The following is a 20,649-nucleotide window of genomic DNA, read 5'->3' on the forward strand; positions in this document are numbered from 1 at the left end:
GAATGTCGGACATTTACATAAGTCAGGATCGAACTGCAGCATCTGTCTCCGAATACGATCAGATGCAAGAGAATTTGTCGTCCGGCTGGAACACCTGGCATACCCGCAGCGTCCTGACGCATGTGCTGCTGCCGGAGAGCGCCGCGATCAAGCTCGGCATCAAGGAATACCGGGAAGGCGGTTATCTGGCGGAAGCCTTGATCGGACGGCAAGGCAAGGATCAGGAAGTCGTTCGTCCCGGTTTGCGTAGCTACGACGGGTCTTATACCGAGCTGACCTTGCAATGGCGGGACATCGAGCTGCGTGTCGAAAGCGCGGTAGAAAACGGAGAACTTTTTCTGCTTGTCACTCCGCTGCGCAACCAGCTCAGGCCAGCTGTTCTGATTGCCGAATGCGGCATCCTGTGGAACCGCAAAGGGTATGTCCAACACTCGAACGACGGTAGCATCGAGGCTGTCTTTCCGGATCGGAACGTTAGACTCTATTCGACCGGCTCCGTCGTCGAGGAATATCATGTTCCCGCATCCGGACCCTATATCGCCTTGTCGCTCCATGAGACGGTCGGCTTGTCAACCGGCAAGCCGCGCGAGTTGGCGGCCATCCAGGCGCTAATCGATCAGCGGCGCCGCGGAATTGCGGAAGCTCGCCGATCGGCATTTGGCGATGCAGCGGATGTGTACGCCTCCATGCAAGCCTGCATGGCATGGGATACAATCTACGAACCCAAATATCAACGGGTAGTCACGCCGGTAAGTCGAATCTGGAACGACCAGGGCTACAAGCTTTTCTGCTGGGATACCTACTTTGCCGCTTACATGTGCATGGAGGACAATCGCGACCTTGCTTATGCTAATGCGGTCGAGATCACCCGGGCGGCTGTGGCTGACGGCTTCGTGCCGAACTTCGATTGGTCGGGAACGGTCATTTCGCGGGATCGCTCGCAACCGCCGGTAGGCTCGTTTATTGTTCTGCAGCTCTATCGCAAGTACGGTGATCGTTGGTTTTTGGAGGAAGTATACGAGCAGCTATGCGCCTGGAACGCCTGGTGGCCGGATAATCGGCAGATCGAGGAAGGGTTGCTGGCCTGGGGCTCCAATCCGATGACGCCGGTAGCGGATAACTTATGGGAAACGGCGGGCGTCCACGACACGTTTGGAGCAGCGCTTGAATCCGGGCTGGATAATTCGCCGATGTACGACGAAATCCCGTTCGATAAAACCAAAAATACGCTAAAACTTGCCGATGCCGGTTTGATGGGTTTGTATATTTGGGACTGTCTCGCCTTGGCGGAGATCGCGGATATTCTCAATGATCGCGAACGGGCTGAAGCGCTTCGCCGGTCGGCGGATCGGTTTGGTTCGGGCATGCAGCGGCTATGGGATGAGCAAACGGGCATTTTCCGTAATTTGAGGACCGATACGGGTGCATTCAGCGAACGTTTGTCTCCGACGAACTTCTATCCATTGCTGACGCCGTACGTTTCCGATGAGCAAGTAAAGCGCATGATCGACGAGCATTTATTAAACCCGGAGGAGTTCTGGGGGGATTGGGTACTGCCTTCCATCTCGCGTAATGATCCGGCTTATCCGGATCAGGAATATTGGCGCGGGCGAATATGGGCTCCGATGAACATGCTAGTCTATCTCGGACTGCGCAACCAAGGAGAAACGGAGACGGCCCGGCTTCTTGCGGACAAATCGGCCGAACTCATCCTTAAGGAATGGGCGATGCACGGGCATGTCCATGAAAATTACAACGGCGATACCGGCGAGGGCTGCGACGTAAAAAACAGCGACCGCTACTACCATTGGGGAGGCTTGCTTGCCCTGATCGCCTTAATGGATCGCGGCTATGCCGTATCCCCTGAGGAGATGACGAAGCAATCCCGTTAGAAAGCGGCAGATGCAACGGTTCATTCATAAAAATGGACCGTTGCAACTGAGATAAAAGATTCTTCCGTTTGTACCAGATCACTTAAGGAGCGTGAAGTATGGCTACAAGAAGCAAACGCCTCGTCTCATGCGCGCTAGCCTTAGCAATAGGATGGACGACAGTATCCACTGCTTTTGCAGAAGATGCAGTAGCGAAGCCGGCTTTGGTTGAAACCCAAAGTACAGAGGACGCCCATTGGGCGGCGGCCACTATACGAAGTTGGAAAGACTACGGCTTGATTAACGGTTATGCCGACGGTACATTCAAACCAAACCGGCCCATAGGACGCGCAGAATTCATTGCTTTGCTTAATCGAATCTTCAAGTTTACGGAGAAACCGGAAGCGGAGCTCGCCGATGTTCCCTCGCAAGCCTGGTACCGAGAGGACCTGCTGAAGGCAATAGGAGCAGGCATCATACAAGGGGATGGCGAGGGCAAGTTTCGGCCGTTAAGCCCGATCAGCAGACAGGAAGCCGCGGTTGTTCTGGCCAAGGCGTTTCGCGCGAAGGCATCGGACAAGCAAGCTTACCGTAAGTTCAAGGATGCCGATACCATCTCAGGCTGGGCGACAGAAGCTATAAGTGCATTATCAGAGCTGAAAGCGGTAACAGGATTGCCCTCTGGCCATTTCGCGCCTGAATCGTTGTTGACCCGAGCCGAGGCTTTGACGATATCCGATCGGTTGATGGGTCGATTGGTCAATAAAGCCGGCGTTTTCTCCGAAAATATCGACGGTAATCTGGTAGTGAACACAGAAGACGTTACTTTGCGAAATATGACGATTAACGGAAATCTCTACCTTGCCGCGGGCATCGGGGATGGCGATGTGACGCTTGACGGCGTTACGGTCAAAGGGACCGTTCACATTGAAGGCGGCGGCGAGAACGGCATTCATTTGATGCGTTCCATTCTGGCCTCCCTTGTTGTCAATAAACCGGACCAACGGGTTCGTATCATTTCCGAAGCTGGGTCGGTCATCGCAGTAACGCATTTGTACTCGGGTGTGAAGCTGGACGGAACCTTCGAATCGGTCATCATTCAGTCGGAAGGGTTGACGGTTCAAATCCTGGGAGGCACGATCGCCCAACTGCTTGTTCCAAAAAACGGAGCTTCGGCGAAAATCAACTTGTCTCCCGGCGTCCGAATGAATCGCTTTACTGCCGAGGGGAAGGCAGATGTGACGGGAGACGGAGAGATTGTTGAGGCGGACATACGGGCTGACGGCGTAACGTTTGAAAAAATGCCCAGTCGGATCATGGTTGCGGACGGGGTCTATTTCCCTCGCGGAGCAACGGTTGATGGGTCGGGGAATGCGGGCAACCCGGGCTCCGGGAACGGGCCAGGCGAGCCTGCGCTTCAGGAGCGAGTCATCCATTTTGCTTTTGGACAAACGAATGATGAACAACAAGCAAATTTGATTGTGCAAGGCAACTCGGGAATCGATGAAATCGACACCAAAGTCGGAGAGCTGGCGGACGCGTATACCGTTCGATACCTGGAAGAATCGCAATCGAGTATCTCTTTTGAAATCGATCATCCTTATCCCGGTCGTGCAGTCACACTGGAGTTGGAGGAAATTCATACCCGTTCCGATGAGCTATTAGCCTACACCGTTCTGGTCAATGGCGAAGAATTGTATTTCAGAACATATGAAGAAGCTTCGGAAGGTCCCAATCATTATTTTATTGAAGTGCCCGCTTCCGCTGCCGGAAGCGCAGGCAAGATCGAAGTAGAACTTCGTAATTATGGCGATGCGCGCGTTCACTTCAGCCGGCTGTGGGCGTACAGTCGATTTGACCGTTTGCTCGAGAACGAAGAGATCGGCCGGCAGATGACCGTCGGACTGCTTCAGCCGGCGCTCAAATGGGACGATTATGAGACGGATTTGCAGCTTGTTCAGGATATCAAGGATGAATATGCCGGAATGGATATGTACAAGCCGGCTCTGGGGTTCGAAATTCTTTACATGCACTGGAGCGAAAAAGAACTGGAGCGTCGTCTGGAATATTTAATGCGCCTATCAAGCGATGCCGACATCCCGATTCATCTCAGCATCAATTCCTGGTGGGGAGGCACGCCGAGCGGACCTGACGGCAAGGGCGGCCGCTGGACGGATATACCTTACAATCAGATCGTTTACGACCCGCTCAACATCGACGGCAGAGGCAACTGGAAATTGACCACGCCGAATATATGGTCCAACACGCCGTGGCTGACGATGAACAATGCGCACTACAACCAAGTGCGCGCCGACAAGGTCAAGGGAGTTGCCAGCCTTATTTCCGGCAAGACGGCGGCAATGAAAGCGAGTGGAAGTTCGCTGCCGCCCGTCGTCATTTTTACCGAAAACGAACCATTATATTGGCCTTATTTTGCATTTAATGCGTCGCCGGAAGCCGGTGGAGACTTTGGGCCGGACACCATAGCTGCCGCGGCTGCCGACGGCGTTGCCTTGAATCCTGAGGATGGCTTGTCCCAGGATGAAAAGCTGTGGATGTCGGACAATCTTACGACTTATATCGGCACGCTTTCCGGCGCCATTGCGGAAGGCTATGGTTACAATGCCATCGTCGTCGATCAGGGGCAAATCATCTATCCCGACAGCCAGTTGGTAGAGAATGCGTACACGCATATGTTCCCCACGCCAAACTATCCCGATTGGGACGAGAAGAGGGCGCACTGGGAAACGCATATGGTGAGTGACATCCGTTTCGGGGCGGAGTGGGCCGGGGAGCTGGATGCCCGCTATCTGGACTATATCGTCGCTCGGGGCAAATACGCGGACGTAAATGCGGAACGAGGCAGTCTCACCGACATGCATACGCTGAAACAAGCGTACATGTACGGAGCCGACTATGTGAACGTGTACAACTATCATGCGGGCGATCGCCAGTTGATTGACGATTATGACGGCCAACGCGCAGCACTGGTCGCTGTACCCGCATACGACAAGCCATTTGGAAAATATGATTTCAAAGCTGCGGATTCGTTGACCGTAAATGCAATGCTCGTCGGTGTCGAAGGCGTTCAGCGAGAAGTGTTGGTCGAAAAATATGTAGCGACTCCCGATAATGGGAACGTCGCTGGCGGTCGTCTGACCTTCAGACTGGACAACGATGGCGATTCGTTCGCTTCCGGTCTGACCGTGAAAGTGGAAGGACGGGCACTGAGTTCGCTGAATGCCGATAACCGGGTCGAAGTTTGGGCCGGGCCAGAGGCGGACAACCTGACACTGGCGGCGACATTAAAAAATTTCAACTCGGAAGTGGTGGAGGTTAGCGATCATATCGATCGCGATGCGGATGTTGCTTATGTCGAGCTGAGGTTGTTTTCTCCGGGGTTGCCGTCCAGTTTGTACAGCTGGACCTCCATCTGGGCATTCGAAGCATTTCTGCCGTGGGATAAACAAACCGGACATTCGGATGGTACCGTCTACACGGTCGATCAGATGCGCCTTCGGAATTTATGGATCAGCTACCGGGCGGATGTCGAGCGGCTAATGAACACGTATCGGATCAAATCGGGTGAAAATGAGACTTACCAATCCATATCGGCTCTCTACCGCGCGGGGAAGTATCGGACAGCATACGATCGGCTAATCCGCGAGCTTTCCGAGACCTTGCCGGCAAAATATACGGTTAAGGGAGGAGGCAAGCTCGGCAAGTTCCCGATTGAAATCGATCTCGGGGACAGTCAGCGTTTCGCCGATATTGTTCTCTACGAAGCCGATGAAGAAACGCGATTCTCATTGAAGGCAGAGGTTGTACGGGATTCGACAGTTACGTTGTCCGGTCTCGTGAACGGACAATATTACAAAGCCGTTTCCGATGATGGCGGTCTCTATACGATTCAAGCGACGACGGCGGGAGATTCCGGGGCAGTTCTGGCTGTCGGAGGAAAAGCGGTATTTACGCTGACGGCGTTTGCCGAAAGCGGGAAACGGTATCCCGAGTCTTTTGAGGCTGCATTTGTCAGCAAGAACAAGAATTTAAACAAGCCGACGCCAAAAGGATACATTTATTTGGAATCGCAAGACCCGGAAATCGGAGAATACGTCAACTTCGTAGAGCTGAAGCTTGCGGATGACGCCGTTATCGAAAGAGGAGCGGCCGGTGCGGAGGAGAGCGAACTTGAAGAAGTACCTATCGAGATATTAAACGATGGGGAATTGCTGAGGATCACGACGAACGAGAATAACGAGGCCGTCCATGTTCGCGCTTATTATGGCCAGATGTTCGGCACCGTTACGGACATTCGGCCGATCTCCATTCGGGGAGTGCCGAGCAATGCCGCGATCGAATTGGATGGACTACACGAGTTCGAAATTGGGGCGGATGCGGTGTTTGATTCGCCTAAAGCGACGGGGAGCGGCATTCTGACCGCCGATCTGGACGACTTGGGCTTCGAAATCGGGGATCAGGTTACGGTCACTTATAGTCCGTACACGTATGAGGGCAGTCCTGTCAGGGCACTTAAAATCGCCGAAGTGTACGATACGCTCGTCGCCGAAACGTTCGAGCTTGCGGACGGAGATTGGATGGAACGCGCATTTTCCGTTGACAACGTCCGCACTGTGCCTTTGGATGCCAATTATGCGGACAAAGTGGTCAGACCGGATAATATATCGGAAGCCGGCAGCATCGTATGGAGGATCGACAGCGGAACGCCAATGTCCGAGCTGGCGATCGAATACAGCGGCAGGGCGATCATGGGGAATCCGGACCCGCAAAGCGTCAAATGGGCAATCAGTCATGACTTGATGGATTGGACTGAAGTCGGCGGAATCGAGCCCGGCGGGGAAGAAGGAAACTTCACCCTCGCCCGCGCAATTCGATTGACGGATGATGTGGCGGGGCTGACAACGGTTTACGTTAAGGTCGAGCTTCGAACAGCTTCCAATGACACGTGGGCCAGCTTGAATGATGTCAAAATCAAAAAGAAAGCGGAATTGCGCGAACTGGATTCCGCCGTGATCAGCCTTCCTGACGGTACGCTGTTCGCCGGGCAGTCCATTCCGCTTACGATCGAAGCTAGGTACAGCAATGGCGACCCTGTGTACTTGAAGGATGCCAAGATCGCCTATATCATTGGCGATTCCGATCTGGCGGAAGTGTCCGGAGGCGGTTTGAAGCTGAAACAACCGGGAACAGCGACCGTTCAAGCCTATGTTTCAATCGGAGGCAATGTCGTCAAGTCCAATACGCTGGCTGTGGAGATTGCTTCCAACAAGCTCTCCGAATTGGAAGCCGTTCTTGACAAGAATGTGATCGGCGCGAACGATACGATCGCCATTGCCATCAAAGCCTACAACGACCAAGCGGTGGAAATGAACCTGCAGCTGCTCAAGATCGATATGACCAGCAGCGACGTATCGGTGGCCACCGTTTCGGATGAAGGTATCGTTACCGGAGTGACTGCGGGAACAACCGAATTGACTGTTAGGGCGACGCAAGGCGAAACCGTGATTGAACGGAAATTGGCGCTGACGGTTGCCAATGTCCGAACGATCTACGAAAGCCGGTTTGATCAGGCGGCCTCCTGTTCGAACGAATCGGTGTGCCGCACGTTAGAGGCGAATGAAACGTACAAAGTTCCGACGAGCGAGGTTGTCGTTGTCGCAGATAAGGCGATATACGGTAACGTGGAAGCGGCCGGAGGCGTATTCGTTCCGGCGATTCGCGGTTTTTACAAGGGGCAGGGCGGCCCAGACAATACTTGGCCCATACATGAGCAAGCCACCGTTATATACAAACTGGATAGCGCGGGCGACGCATTTCTGAGTCTGAAGGGCGAGATCGCGGTCAGAGCGGGCGTATTCGGTTCAAAAATCAGCGTATATGTCGGTGACAGCGCAGAGAACGCAAATGAATTTGTGGGAGAACTTACAGGCGGCATAACCGGACTGGATTTCACGTCATTTGTCCAACAGAAAAAAACCGCGTATGTGAAACTGGTCATTGCTGAAACCGCATTTGATTGGGGAGGCATCGTTTCCGTTAAATTCAACGAATTGACAATCGATTTCTAAACGGGAAATGCCCTATGTGACGTTGTGCTCCGACTCTGGTATATAGCAGCCTAAGTCGGGGCATCCGTCTCACACTAAATGACAAAACTTAAGGAGGTTTCATGATGGAAGGATCCAGGTTGTTAGTCAAATCATGGACAGTTGTTATGATTGCGGTTCTAATCCTCACATCCTTTGTCTACCCTGCGAGCAAGAGTGAAGCTATGGCGAGCGGCATCGAATTATTCGTTAATACGACGGTATCCTCGGTAGATACGACGGTCGTGAAGTCTGGAACCGGTACAGTCGGAACATCCAAGACCTTAACCACGCAGATCGGGAATAATGGGGATTCGCCTACACCCGCCGGTCAGAACATTACCGTGAAACTCTATATTGACGGCGATTACATCAGCTCGCAGCAAATTACCCCGCCAGGGGGCGGATTCAATATGGCGGTGAACGCATCGGGCCAGGCTTGGAGTTTAAGATATTTGACTTGGACCTGGACCCCGACCAAAGATGGCAACCATTTGATTCAATATGAAATTGTAAATAATTACAACGATGCGTCGGCGCCAAATAATCATTGGATCTATACGGCTGCCGTAACAGACTCGACTGCCAGTGTGCTGGATACCGTTGATTTTGGCAATAGCGGTAGCGAAACGAGCCATGGGCTTTCATCTAATGGCGGTGGGACGGGTACTTACAATGAAAGCATCGGAAAAATAGCCGACACCTATAATTACCGAAATACCGGCAGCAATGCGGGAGATTGGTTCAGCGTCAACATGGCCAACAACTCGAATCGTTACGGAACGCTCGCGATCCGGGAGATCCATCCAGTCGGTTCGGCGAATTATCGTAAGGTGTTAAACAATCCGGATCAGACGGGTTCGGGCAGCAGCGGCATTCCCATTGATGTGAATGTGACCGGTCAAACGTTTACGACCGGCCCTAACACGACTTACATTCCTTCTATTGCGGTTCAGATTGAGAAAGTCGGACTTGTCCAAACCTCCGCAAGCATGAACCTGACATTGACCTTGTGGGATTCTCCCTATAAGCATCAACAGCTTGCTCAAAGCACTTTGTTGGCTCAATCCGTTCAGGGCGGTTACGCATGGGAGATTTTCAACTTTGCCGAGGATGTCGGCGTGCTTCCGGGCAATCGGTATTACATGGAGTTTACGACGAGCAAACCGTTTGATGCGAATAACCGGTACGTTCTTTATGGTTACAACACCAGCTCCTATGCGGGCGGTACGCTCTACTCGGGCGGATCCGCGGTAAGCGGAAAAACGTTATCCTTCAAAACCGGTCCGAATATTCCTACCTCATACGATATACAGGTTGACGGGCAACAAGTCGGCGGTATCGATCAATTGTCGACCGGCAGCGGATTTGCCGCGCTTGATGTTGACAATTCGACGCCTCCCGGTCAAACCTTTGCCGTTGGAAACACGACGGAACTGCAGGCCATCGCCCTGCAAGTGGAGAAGGCGGGTTCGATTCCGGCGGATAATGCTTTGGTGTTGACGCTTTACGATACGCCGACGACAAGCGACAGCTCTTATCTGGCTACGCAGCCTTGGAATACGGATGTCATCGGCCAAGCCGTTCTTTCCCCCGACGAGGTGCCGGGCGGGTATAACTGGGCTACCTTCGTGTTTCCGCAAAAAGTGCTTGTCTATCCAGGGAGAACCTACTATTTTGAATTGAAAACTGTAAAAACGTTCGATTCGTCCAAACGATTCGTGCTGGGTTTTTATCCGACGAGCACGTACAAGCGCGGCGCTTTGTATACGAACCGTTCGATGCAAAGCGGACAGACGCTGTCTTTCAAAAGTTCCCACAACCCGCTGTTCAAGACACGAAATCTGTATGATCGCGGAATAGGCGCGCTTACGCATTTTGTGGATTTGCCGCAGTTGTACGCCGGAAGCTCGATTTCGGTCAAAGTTGTCAATCAATTGACCGGTTCGGTTAATCATGCATACATCGAAAAATGTGGAACTATGCCGGCTTCGACACCTATGCGGCGAGGTATGATGTTCCCATGTATTTCTCGCCCTTGCTCGGCCGTGCCAGCGAGAATTCCACAACTCAACGTTTTCCGGAACAGGTCGATGTCATTAAGAACAATGTAATTACCCGATCCGACAATTATCTTGGAGGCAATTCAATAAAACCGGGTTTTTCGTTAGAAGAATGGTATGCCAAAAATACGTTAAACGTGCAAACCGATATCGATTATATTATGGGAGTAGCGAAAATCGCCGGAATTCCCGTCAATCTATATCTGAACTCGACTTGGGGCGGGACGCCGAACAGCCCATACAATTCCATCCTCTATGATCAGATCCTGTTCAGCGGCACGGATAATTACAGCGATCCGAACATGAATTTGCTGACGCAGTCGCTGAATTACGCAACGGATTCGCATTATGGAAGGACAATTCCAAATATCTGGAGCAATACCTCATGGCTTACATTCAATAACGGCGGATTCACGAGCCCCGCTTCCGGCACCTTGAACCGATTCAAGAAGGATCGGCTTGGATTAAGCACGGATCAATTAAACAAGAACATACTCGATTTGGCGAACAGTAATCAGGACAACCTGTTGCTGAGCGTATCGGGCGACAACGAACCGGCTTACTGGGCCTATCAGATGGACACGGATTCGGATCCGACACTTGGGTATGCGTCCGTCAACAGCGGGAATATGCGCGTACGAGGTTCCGGCGATTTCGGACCGGATGCCGTCGCGCAAGCCAGTGCGGACGGCGTTACCCTGGACCCGTACACCGGCAACTGGGATACGATGAAACAGTGGTGGCAGACCAATCTGAATAACTACAACCAGTTTATATATGGCAACATCAATAGGGGCCTCTATAAACCGGTCACGAAGATTAACAACAATACGATTACTTACGCGACTGATGGGGTCAAACATAATCTGTTCACGCAAAATCCGACTCATCCGACGTATCCCTTATTTGATATTTATCATTCCGGCTATGAGGCTGCGGTCGTGAACGAAGCGGCAACCGGGATCGAAAGTTACTTTCTGAGTCACGACTACTCCCATGCGCAGCGAATCATCAGCAATGTCGGGCGAACCGCCAACTTGAACCAGGAGCACAGCGGATTGCCGCTGGACGACTATGACAAAAATATGGCCGGTTCATTTATGCTGGGCCTCAGATATGTAACGCTTTACAATGTCATGAGCATATCCAGTCCGTATTACACCGCGGGCTTCACTGCTTTTAACGATAAAGTGAGCGCTTTTTCCGGGGACCCGATCCGCATCGCTACTTTAGTCAATCAACGCAGAAAAAATTTGACGATTGCTGCCGAGCGTGACGCTGTTCGTTTAAAAAATTCGTTCACGCTTCTTCCAGGCGACGCGCTGGCTACAACGAAGTTGACTGCAGGAAATACAGCCTATAATGCCGGCGATTTTCATACGGCTTACAAAAATTATATTGAAGCAGAGAGCGCGGCGGCTTCAATCTTGCCGGCACCATTTGCGGTATCGGGAACGCAAGGGACATTATCCCCATACCCTTTACAAGTTACGCCGGTTTCCGGTGCCAAGTCGAATATTGTGGTTACGGTGAACAGCGGTTCGGAACTGGAATTTACGGCAAGTTCTACGGTTGCCGGCTCGGTCACTTATAAGACAACCAGTGCGTTCGGATCCAATCAGGTATATGTAAATGGATCATTGGTTTCCTCAACGGCTAACGGTGCGGGAAGACAGTTCAATTATTCTCATACTGCCGGTACTACGGTTACTGTGGAAATTAAATAGACACACAATCGAGAGAAGCGGCTGTATCCCGACGGGCAAGTGCCGAGAACTTTCCTATCGGCGCTTGTTCTCATGTAAGAAAGGAAGTTGTCCATATGATTAAGGTTAGTTCGCTGACAACCGAATACGCAAATAATCCATTGGGAACGGACAAGTCCAATCCCCGGCTGGGATGGATAAACGAGTCCATGCAGCGAGGGCAGCGTCAAACCGCTTATCGCATTCTGGTTTCCATGTTTGAAGAGAATCTGGACTCCGGGTTCGGAGATGTATGGGACTCCGGTAAATGCGAGAGCGGCCGCTGCGTTTGTATCGATTATGCGGGAGAAAAATTGCAGTCCGCTACCCGTTATTACTGGAAAGTATGCGTATGGGACGAAGAGGACCGTATTTCCGCATGGAGCCCAATCGCTTGGTGGGAGACGGGACTCCTGCATCCGGAGGATTGGTCCGGTGCGTGGCTCTCATCCGACGGCGAACATGCGCCGCTTTTCCGCAGCGAGTTCCAAATCGAAAAGCCCTTCAAACAAGCCAGGCTGTATATAAGCGCGGCCGGTTATTGCGAAGCTTATCTGAATGGCGGCAAAGTCGGGGACCACAAGTTGGAACCGGCGTTTACCGTTTATAATAAACGAAATTTATATCATGTATATGATATCGGGCCGCAGCTGTTGGCGGGTAAAAACGGTGTCGGCATTGAGCTTGGTAGAGGGTTCTACGGATTGCGGACACCCAATGTCTGGAACTGGCATAGGGCCGAGTGGAACGACAATCCCCGGTTTATTGCCCAATTGGTCATTCAATATACGGACGGATCTTATCTCCTCGTCAAGACGGACGATCGTTGGGAGTTGATCGAGGAAGGACCGACCGTATCCGATTCCATATTTGCCGGCGAACGGTACGACGCAAGAAAATACCCGACGAATTGGAATAAGGCAGATTTTTGTGCCGCGGATGCATGTAAACCGAAGATAGTTCCGCCACCATCGCCGCGGCTTGAGGCCCAGTCGATGCCGTCGATCCGAGTCGTGGGGCATGTGGATGCCGCAAAAATGGCCGTTTTAGGGGACGGCCACTATGTTTTCGATATGGGAGACACGATAGCGGGTTGGGTGGAAGCGACTATTCGAGGTGGGAGACCTGGACAATCCGTCTCATTTATTTACGGCGAAAAGCTGGATGAAACCGGCCGTGTCGATAACCGTCAGACTGCGATCGAGGCGGAAATACAAACGGATCACTATTTGAAATCGAGCGGGCAGGCTGAAAAATGGGAGCCGAAATTCAGCTATAAGGGTTTTCGGTATGTAGAGATTTCGGGGCAAGGAATCAACATGGGACTTTCAGATGTGATAGGCAAACGCGTGCATACCGATTTGCGGTCAACGGGACGTTTTCAATGCTCCAATCTTCTGTTTAACCGGATTCACGAGGCAACCCGCAAGACGTTGCTAAACAATTTTCACGGCATTATTACCGATACGCCCAAATACGAGAAAAATGGCTGGCTCGGCGATGCCCAACTGATTGCCGAAACGGCTGCCTTCCAGTTTGATATGGCCTTGTTCTGGGAAAAATGGCTGATCGACATGCGCGATTCCCAACGGTCGGACGGGTCGATTCCCGTTATGGTTCCCGACAGCGGGTGGGGCGACTTTCACGCGCCGGAATGGAGCAGCGCCTACGTCCTGATCGCCTGGCGTTTATACTGGTACTATGAGGATATGCAGGTGCTCCGGGAGCATTACGGCAGCTTGAAAAGGTATATCGAATATGAGATCGGCTTGCTTGACCGTGGAATGTCCAGCAGCGATTTGGGCGATTGGTTGGCTCCCGGCTATTCGGAAGGACGTTCCCCGGAGGGCGGTCAAATTACTTCATCGTTCCACCTCATTTTGGTACTGCGAACGATGGCCGGCATTGCGGGCCTATTGGGATTTTCCGCAGATAGCGAGCGGTACGGGGAATTGGCCGAAGAAACGGCCGAAGCACTGAACCGCGAATGTCTCGATCGGGAGAATGGACTTTATCATACGAACCAGGAAGCGGGGTACCGGCAAACGTCAAATATACTGCCGCTTGCACTCTCTTTGGTGCCCTCGAATGTCGAGAGGCGGGTCGAGAACCGCTTGCTCGAGGATTTTGAACGGCGAATGGGCGGTCATGCCGATGTAGGCATTATTGGTCATAAGTATTTTTACCCGACTTTGACACGATTGGGATATGGAGAGGCGGCTTATCGGGCAGCGACACAAACCGCTTATCCGAGTTTGGGGCTATGGTTTGAGCAGGAAGCGACCACGTTATGGGAATATTGGGACGTTAACACTCGTTCGAGAAATCATTATATGTTCGGGACCATCGTGCAATGGTTTTACGAGTATATAGCCGGCATTCGGCAAACCGCAGCCGGTTGGTCCGAAATGGAGTTCAAGCCTCACGCGCTTGGCGACCTGACTTCGGCCGAAGCCACGTTGGACACGGTAAAAGGGACTGTACATGCTGCATGGAGCCGTACGGCGGACATATCGTTCGAACTGACGGTGCATGTCCCCATGCAATCGCGCGCGATGGTTCACGTTCCTATATTGCCCGCAGGGCAAATAACGGAAAATGGGCTGCCGGCTGACCAGGCCTGCGGCATTCAATATATCAAAGACGAAAACGGATTTCGGGTTTATGAAATCAAGGCAGGCCGTTACGCATTCGCAAGCAGATAATCTCAGAAATATCAATAGCTTAAGGAGCATGATTCATGTCCAGTACAATAAACGATGTAGCAAAGTTGGCCGGCGTATCCAGACAAACGGTTTCACGGGTCATCAACAACTCGCCGCTCGTAAAACCCGAGACAATCGTGGAAGTCCAAAAAGCAATTACGTTGCTCGATTATCATCCTAACGCGGTAGCTCGCAATTTGGCGATTAAAACGGTTAAAACCGTCGGTTTGTTCATGCCTTTCGACGTGGAACAAGTGAGGCAGAATATGTTCTTCTCCACGATATCCGCTACAATATGCCATTATTATGCAAAGCAGGACTTTGTACTTCAATTGTTTACGTCGCCGGATGATCGCAATTATAGCGAGTTGTTTAAAAAACTGTATCGCGAGAAGCGAGTCGGCGGGTTGATCCTAACTTGTCCATCCGTGAATAACGAGGACGTGATGGAATTGCTTGCCGCAAAAATTCCGTTTGTGATCATCGGTCGGCCGGGGTTGGAGCTCGAGCAAATCAACTACGTGGATGTAGACAATGTCAAGGCAGCCTACCTTGCGGTTCAAAGGATGCTAGAGCTCGGTCATCGCAAAATATGTCTTCTAAACGCGCCTTCATCTATGACGCTAGCGGTAGATATTCGCAAGGGAGCCGAAGAGGCTTACCGTGAAGCAAGCATGCCTATAGGAAACTTAAGCGAAATGCACATCGATCTCACTTTGAAATCAGCTTATGAAGCCACATTGCATGTTATGTCCAGGGACGATCGTCCGACCGCATTCGTGACCGCCGACGATTTAATTGTATTGGGTATAAAAAAGGCTACGGATCAATTGAATCTATCTATCCCTACGGATCTTTCCGTCATATCCGTTATAAAAAACGGCTGGGCCGATTTGCTGCCTATGCCGCTCACATACATTGACGCTTCCTTTGAGGATTTGGGCACGCGATCCGCTCAATTCATGTTGAAGACCATTTCCGAGCCTGAAAAAAAACATATGATGCAGAAAAAGCTGAAACCGGAACTCATAGTGGGGGGAACGTGCACGCGAGTTGCAATGCCGGTATGAGCGAACCGAATGAGCCCCTGAATCCAATTTCAGAGGCTCATTCGCGCGCTCGGCAGCGCGGTGGAGGTCTCAGCAAATTTTATCCTTCTGCCATCTTATGGATTCGTCAAATGAAACTTGCTGCAGCTTCTCTTCCGTCCAGTAATATTGCAGATCCTTGCGTTCCCAGCCCATGTACAGCTCATCCCACGTATAGGGTCCATGCGGCAGCAGGGATGAGGCTTCAATAGGCTCGCTTGCAGGCTGAAATCGTAAATCGCAAGAGAGCCTTATCCGGCCCGGCGTTTGATTGCGAAGCGCTTTATGGACGGTCAGGCTGTTGAAGGCAATGACATCGCCCGCTTCATAGTCCCCTCCGGCCCATTCGCATCCGAGTCCGCAAAGAATGGATTCCAGTCCTCCGGCGCCGGAATTCGCTGTTACCCCGAGCAGGCCCGCACGGTGACTTCCTTCCAGAATCGTCAAACCTCCAAGTGTTCTGGGGACGTCGCCGAGAGGCACCCAGGTGGTCCAAGTCTCATAGCTTCCCTGAATGTGGATGAAATCCTGATGGGACGGCGTCGGATGCGCCATCTTGTGAGGAAGCATCAGCCTGCCGATATTGCGGGGATGCGCAATGGCACGCTCGCCGAACAGCGTCGTGAAAATAGACAGCAGCTTCGCCTCATGTGCCAGCCCATGGAACGCTTCCAGACGCTGCACTTCCTTATAGATGTGAAGCGGGACGCCGACGCCATTCCAGTTCGCCTCTTCTTCGCTCAGACTGTCGACAGCGGCCTGGTTCGCAGCGCCTGACAAGAGCGGATGGCTCCGATCCAATAGTCCGTTAGCATCCAGGATGGTTAGAAGCTGGCGCCTCACTTCCAGAATGAGCTCGCGAGGGAATAAACCTTTAAAGAAAAGATATCCATCTTTCTGCGCTCTATCCCTTAACGCTTCGGCATCGTGTAGAAGTGTTGTAGAGTCCTTGAACGTTCGCGTTACTGGTTTGAGGTCGGGATTGGAAAGCGACTGAGACATAGCTAATCCTCCTTATTTATCAAATATCGATCTATACCTTTTAGTATAAATACCGTATTTACAGAAGTATTTAGATAGTGCAGACTTAAATTTAACGATTATCGATATAATGAGGAGCTATGTCCAATGCATGACAAGCCCAATCCGGCCCGAATTCCGTGGCATCTGGTTTCCCCCGTCGTTTCTTATGCAAACTACTTGAACTGTCATGCCGGCGACAGCTTTGGGCCGCGCGTGATCGAAGATTATCAGTTCTTGTTTGTTGCATCGGGAAAAGGCCTCGTATGCATTCAAGAGAACGCATACGAGGCCTGCAGCGGAGATTTATTCTATTACGGACCTAACGTTGTACATTCCATCATCGCGGATAAAGTGGAGCCCTTCTCCCTGTACGGCCTTCATTTTAACTGGAGCTCCGAGCTCGTTCCAGTCGATCGCCGCATAATGCCGCACATTTCTTTCGTGAAGGGGCAAGAATACACCCGCATGGACAACCGTATTTGCATTGGCGACAACCTGTCGGAGACGTTGTTTATTCAAGACTATCAGAAGTTGTCCAGACAAGTGTTCCTCCCTTATTTCGAAAGACTTGTTCGTGTCTATGGCGCCAATGAAGCCTTTGCTCCATTGCAACTGCGGGCTTATGTAATCGAGCTGCTCATTGCGATGAAGAAAACAGGCGAAGCGTCCGAGTTGTCGCTTGAGACGACTAATCCCGTTGTGCTTGCTATAGCTGATCAACTGGATCAACGGGTAAGAGAGCGCTACGACAGGCAATGGTTAAGCCAATATACCGCGTATCACCCTGATCATGCGTCTCGTCTGTTTCGCGAACATACAGGCCGAACACCTTATAACTACTTCATGCAACGAAAAATAGAGCTTGTAAAGCAACTGCTTGTAAGCACGAACGATACTCTGCTTGAGATCGCGGACCATGTTCAGGCCGGTTCTATTCATGCTTTTACAAAGTGGTTCACTCACATGACGGGCTTATCGCCGGGCCGCTTTCGGAAGCGAAGCAGGATGATCTGAGAGGATCCCTACAAAAAAGACCGCTCCCCACTGTATATACATACAGTAGAGAGCGGTCTTCTGTTCGATACGGGTTCCCGCATCGACTGTTATGATCGGAGTAACACGATTCGAACGTGCGACCTCACCCACCCCAAGGGTGCGCGCTACCAGGCTGCGCCATACCCCGACGCTAAAATAGACAGCGTTTTCTTAACGCTGATTACTTGAAATTATACTACTCGTTTCCCTTGCTGGCAAGAGCCTGCCTAGTAAATCGTCCCAAATGTTAAGTTTTTGTTCTTGTCTCCGGGCAGCCTGCATTTCCTATACAATAAAGGCATTCGGTTTTTTACGGGAGGCCAAGCCCATGAAGTCGTTTTCGAAGGAAGAACGCAGTTGGATGTGGTATGACTGGGGGCATTCCGCTTACTCCGTCATTATATCGACTGCCGTATTCCCGCTGTTCTACAAGGCGGCTGCCGAACAATCCGGCATTAGCGGAGCCGATTCCACCGCGTACTTGGGGTATGCGATCGCAATCTCAACGCTTATTCTTGCCCTGCTTGGACCCATCTTAGGGACCATTGCCGACTACCAAGGGTTCAAAAAAACCTTCTTCGCCGGCTTCAGCCTGCTCGGCATCATCTCTACGGCGCTGCTGACCTTCATACCAAACGACCATTGGCAGCTGCTGCTGATTTGTTATGTCTTTATTATGATCGGCTCCGCAGGATCGAATGTGTTTTATGACGCCTTCCTGGTCGACGTGACCGATGACGAGCGGATGAACAAGGTGTCAACGCGGGGTTTTGCGCTTGGTTATATCGGGAGCACGATCCCTTTTATCGTCAGCATTGCGATCATTCTTCTGGCTCAACAAGAGGTGCTTCGGCTGTCGGTGACGGCGGCCAGCCAGATTGCGTTCTTCATCACGGCAGTCTGGTGGGGGGCGTTCACGCTGCCCATGCTGCGGCATGTCCGGCAAAAACACTTCATGAAACGGGAGCCCCGCATTATCGCGAACAGCTTCGGCAGGCTGTGGGGCACGCTGAAGGAAATTAAACGATACCGGGCGCTGTTTCTGTTCCTGCTGGCGTACTTCTTCTATATCGACGGGGTAGGCACGATTATTACGATGTCCAGCGCCTACGGCTCCGATTTGGGTATCGAGGCGACGGATTTGCTTATTATTTTGTTCGTGACGCAGGTTGTGGCAGCTCCGTTCGCAATGTTATACGGGCGCCTAGCCGACCGATTCGGGAGCAAGATGATGCTTTACGCGGGCATCGTCGTGTACATCATCGTGTGCATTTACGCCTACTTCATGAAGACGGCGTTCGATTTCTGGATTCTCGCCATGCTGGTCGCTACCTCGCAAGGAGGCATACAAGCCTTGAGCCGATCCTACTTCGCCAGAATGGTGCCCAAACAAAACGCGAACCGCTTCTTCGGCTTTTATAATATTTTCGATAAGTTCGCTTCGATCCTGGGACCTTTGCTCGTCGGCATGACGGCGCAAGCTACAGGCAATACCAGTAAAGGCGTGTTTAGCCTTGTCGTCCTGTTCCTGATCGGTGGAGCCATTCTTACGCGGGTGCCGGAGCCGGGGCAGGGATCCGCGATCCTGCATGCGCCTGGCGGGAGCGGGAAGGGGAGCGGAATAGGAAGTTGAACCGGGGGGACTCTCTGTGAAAAATAGAATGCCCGACCTTTCGGGAAGAAGCGGGCGGAGGCATCAAGCCTCCGCCATGATTTCGCCGGTGCGGCTCAAATCGTAGTTGGCAATCGCGCGAAGTTCCCGCTTGAAACCGTCCGAACGCAGAATGCCGAGAACGGACTCTATCCAGAGCTTGTTCTCCGGCTTCTTCAGCATGACCAGATCGTAACGCTCCTGAATGAGCGGGATGAAGCTGACGCCTTGTACGATGGAGGCGGCTTTGGCCGTCCCGACGCCGACGTCGGCTTCTCCGGAGGCGACCATAGCCGCAACGGACAGGTGATTCGTGAGCGTCTTCTCGTATCCCAGCAAGCCCTCCTGCGAGATGCGGTGCAGACGAAGCTGCTCGTCGAGCAGTACGCGGGCGCCGGCGCCCTGCTCCCGGTTCGCGATGCGCATTCCGGGACGAGCGAGGTCGGTCCAGCATGTGATGCCGTGCGGATTGCCCTCCGCGACGAACAGACCTGCGCTGCGGGTCAAAAGATTGACGACGAGATGAGGCATGCCGACGAGTAGACGACGGATGTATGGCACGTTGTAATCGCCGCTGTCCCCGTCCAGCAGATGGGTACTGACAAGATCGGCTTCGCCTTTGTACAAGCGGATCAGGCTGTCCATGCTCCCCATGTGCGACCGAAGCATCCGATATTCCGGTAGCTCCGTTTCCAGATGTCTGGCGAGAATGTCCAGGCTGATGTCTTGTCCCGTAATAACAATGGAGCGGGGAATTGGCGGGGAACTTGCAGCAGCGGTCGGAGCGATTTCTGCGGTCTTCACGTCCAAAGTTGCAGCAGCGGTCGAAGCGATTTCTGCGGTCCTCACGTCCAAAGTTGCAGCATCCCGCTGGTCTTGCGCCGTTCCCTGGTCTAGCCTTGCTGCGGCAAGCGACATTCCGGTCGATTCGGCGGATGTCCCGACATCGTTCGAAGCGGGCTGCTGTCTCGACGCCTCGCCTTTCGTATGCGGAGCAGCTACGGATGAGTTTCCAGTTAATCCGGGTTGCGGATTTGCGATACGACCTGTATTTGAGGCGGGCCAGTCGAGGGCGTTCCGCCGCCCGGCAGAAACCTCCGGGACCGTTCGGTTTCGACGCTTGTACGCCTCCAGGTCGGCGGCGTCCACCCGCATTTGTTTGCCGACGCGGTAAGAGGAGAGTTCGCCTTTTTTGATCAGGTCGTAGACGGTCAGCTTGGAAATTTTGAGCAGCTTCGCGAGCTCGTCGGTAGTATAAGAGATGTCGGACGGTTGTGACATGGCGTATGTTCCTCCCGCTGAATTAGGCCGTTAATTTATGAGTTCTATTATAGCATAAGAGTCGGTACGCGGCTTCCGTT

At 52.3% G+C, this 20,649-nt stretch carries 10 protein-coding genes and 1 tRNA gene; 8 read left to right on the plus strand and 3 right to left on the minus strand.

What is annotated here, in order from left to right:
- Positions 1 to 2: 2 nt before the first annotated feature.
- The 6 genes from KJW29_RS32735 (at position 3) to KJW29_RS32760 (ending at position 15,561) form a co-directional block, all read left to right on the plus strand.
- A complete protein-coding gene (locus tag KJW29_RS32735; RefSeq protein ID WP_214627755.1) occupies positions 3 to 1,892 on the plus strand; it encodes an MGH1-like glycoside hydrolase domain-containing protein in 1,890 nt (629 codons plus the stop codon).
- Positions 1,893 to 1,990: 98 nt separating this feature from the next.
- The gene (locus tag KJW29_RS32740) at positions 1,991 to 7,960 is read left to right on the plus strand and encodes an S-layer homology domain-containing protein (protein WP_214627756.1); all 5,970 of its coding nucleotides are present in this window, start codon (positions 1,991 to 1,993) and stop codon (positions 7,958 to 7,960) included.
- A gap of 101 nt (positions 7,961 to 8,061) precedes the next feature.
- Positions 8,062 to 10,092, plus strand: coding sequence for a hypothetical protein (locus KJW29_RS32745; protein WP_214627757.1), 2,031 nt, complete (start codon positions 8,062 to 8,064; stop codon positions 10,090 to 10,092).
- Positions 10,002 to 11,768 carry a hypothetical protein gene (locus tag KJW29_RS32750; protein WP_214627758.1) on the plus strand — a complete coding sequence of 589 codons (1,767 nt, stop codon included), beginning with the start codon at positions 10,002 to 10,004 and terminating at the stop codon, positions 11,766 to 11,768. The genes KJW29_RS32745 and KJW29_RS32750 overlap by 91 nt, the downstream gene beginning before the upstream one ends.
- Before the next feature lie 95 nt (positions 11,769 to 11,863).
- Positions 11,864 to 14,491, plus strand: a complete 2,628-nt coding sequence (locus tag KJW29_RS32755) for an alpha-L-rhamnosidase (RefSeq protein ID WP_214627759.1) — start codon at positions 11,864 to 11,866, stop codon at positions 14,489 to 14,491.
- 35 nt (positions 14,492 to 14,526) lie between these two features.
- Positions 14,527 to 15,561, plus strand: a complete 1,035-nt coding sequence (locus KJW29_RS32760; protein WP_214627760.1) for a LacI family DNA-binding transcriptional regulator — start codon at positions 14,527 to 14,529, stop codon at positions 15,559 to 15,561.
- Positions 15,562 to 15,630: 69 nt separating this feature from the next.
- Here KJW29_RS32760 and KJW29_RS32765 read toward each other — a convergent pair whose 3' ends face one another.
- On the minus strand, positions 15,631 to 16,581 hold the full coding sequence (locus KJW29_RS32765) for a phytanoyl-CoA dioxygenase family protein (RefSeq protein ID WP_214627761.1): 951 nt from the start codon (positions 16,579 to 16,581) through the stop codon (positions 15,631 to 15,633).
- 126 nt (positions 16,582 to 16,707) lie between these two features.
- Between KJW29_RS32765 and KJW29_RS32770 the strand changes: the two genes are divergently transcribed.
- The gene (locus KJW29_RS32770; protein WP_214627762.1) at positions 16,708 to 17,616 is read left to right on the plus strand and encodes an AraC family transcriptional regulator; all 909 of its coding nucleotides are present in this window, start codon (positions 16,708 to 16,710) and stop codon (positions 17,614 to 17,616) included.
- A 95-nt stretch (positions 17,617 to 17,711) separates the two neighbouring features.
- On the opposite strand, the gene KJW29_RS32775 is transcribed toward KJW29_RS32770, so the two are convergent.
- A tRNA-Pro gene (locus KJW29_RS32775) sits at positions 17,712 to 17,785 on the minus strand.
- A gap of 180 nt (positions 17,786 to 17,965) precedes the next feature.
- Between KJW29_RS32775 and KJW29_RS32780 the strand changes: the two genes are divergently transcribed.
- Positions 17,966 to 19,270, plus strand: a complete 1,305-nt coding sequence (locus tag KJW29_RS32780; protein ID WP_214627763.1) for an MFS transporter — start codon at positions 17,966 to 17,968, stop codon at positions 19,268 to 19,270.
- Positions 19,271 to 19,333: 63 nt separating this feature from the next.
- On the opposite strand, the gene KJW29_RS32785 is transcribed toward KJW29_RS32780, so the two are convergent.
- Positions 19,334 to 20,569: a helix-turn-helix transcriptional regulator gene (locus tag KJW29_RS32785; protein ID WP_246608476.1), complete on the minus strand. Its 1,236-nt coding sequence runs from the start codon at positions 20,567 to 20,569 to the stop codon at positions 19,334 to 19,336.
- Positions 20,570 to 20,649 lie beyond the last annotated feature (80 nt).

It is taken from the genome of Paenibacillus agaridevorans, assembly GCF_018604145.1.
Lineage (GTDB): Bacteria > Bacillota > Bacilli > Paenibacillales > Paenibacillaceae > Pristimantibacillus > Pristimantibacillus agaridevorans.

Excerpts from the sequence above, each read along its gene's own strand:
- KJW29_RS32735 (WP_214627755.1), top strand. The coding sequence starts at position 3 with ATGTCGGACATTTACATAAGTCAGGATCGAACTGCAGCATCTGTCTCC.
- KJW29_RS32740 (WP_214627756.1), top strand. The coding sequence starts at position 1,991 with ATGGCTACAAGAAGCAAACGCCTCGTCTCATGCGCGCTAGCCTTAGCA.
- KJW29_RS32745 (WP_214627757.1), top strand. The coding sequence starts at position 8,062 with ATGATGGAAGGATCCAGGTTGTTAGTCAAATCATGGACAGTTGTTATG.
- KJW29_RS32750 (WP_214627758.1), top strand. The coding sequence starts at position 10,002 with ATGTATTTCTCGCCCTTGCTCGGCCGTGCCAGCGAGAATTCCACAACT.
- KJW29_RS32755 (WP_214627759.1), top strand. The coding sequence starts at position 11,864 with ATGATTAAGGTTAGTTCGCTGACAACCGAATACGCAAATAATCCATTG.
- KJW29_RS32760 (WP_214627760.1), top strand. The coding sequence starts at position 14,527 with ATGTCCAGTACAATAAACGATGTAGCAAAGTTGGCCGGCGTATCCAGA.
- KJW29_RS32765 (WP_214627761.1), bottom strand. The coding sequence starts at position 16,581 with ATGTCTCAGTCGCTTTCCAATCCCGACCTCAAACCAGTAACGCGAACG.
- KJW29_RS32770 (WP_214627762.1), top strand. The coding sequence starts at position 16,708 with ATGCATGACAAGCCCAATCCGGCCCGAATTCCGTGGCATCTGGTTTCC.
- KJW29_RS32780 (WP_214627763.1), top strand. The coding sequence starts at position 17,966 with ATGAAGTCGTTTTCGAAGGAAGAACGCAGTTGGATGTGGTATGACTGG.
- KJW29_RS32785 (WP_246608476.1), bottom strand. The coding sequence starts at position 20,569 with ATGTCACAACCGTCCGACATCTCTTATACTACCGACGAGCTCGCGAAG.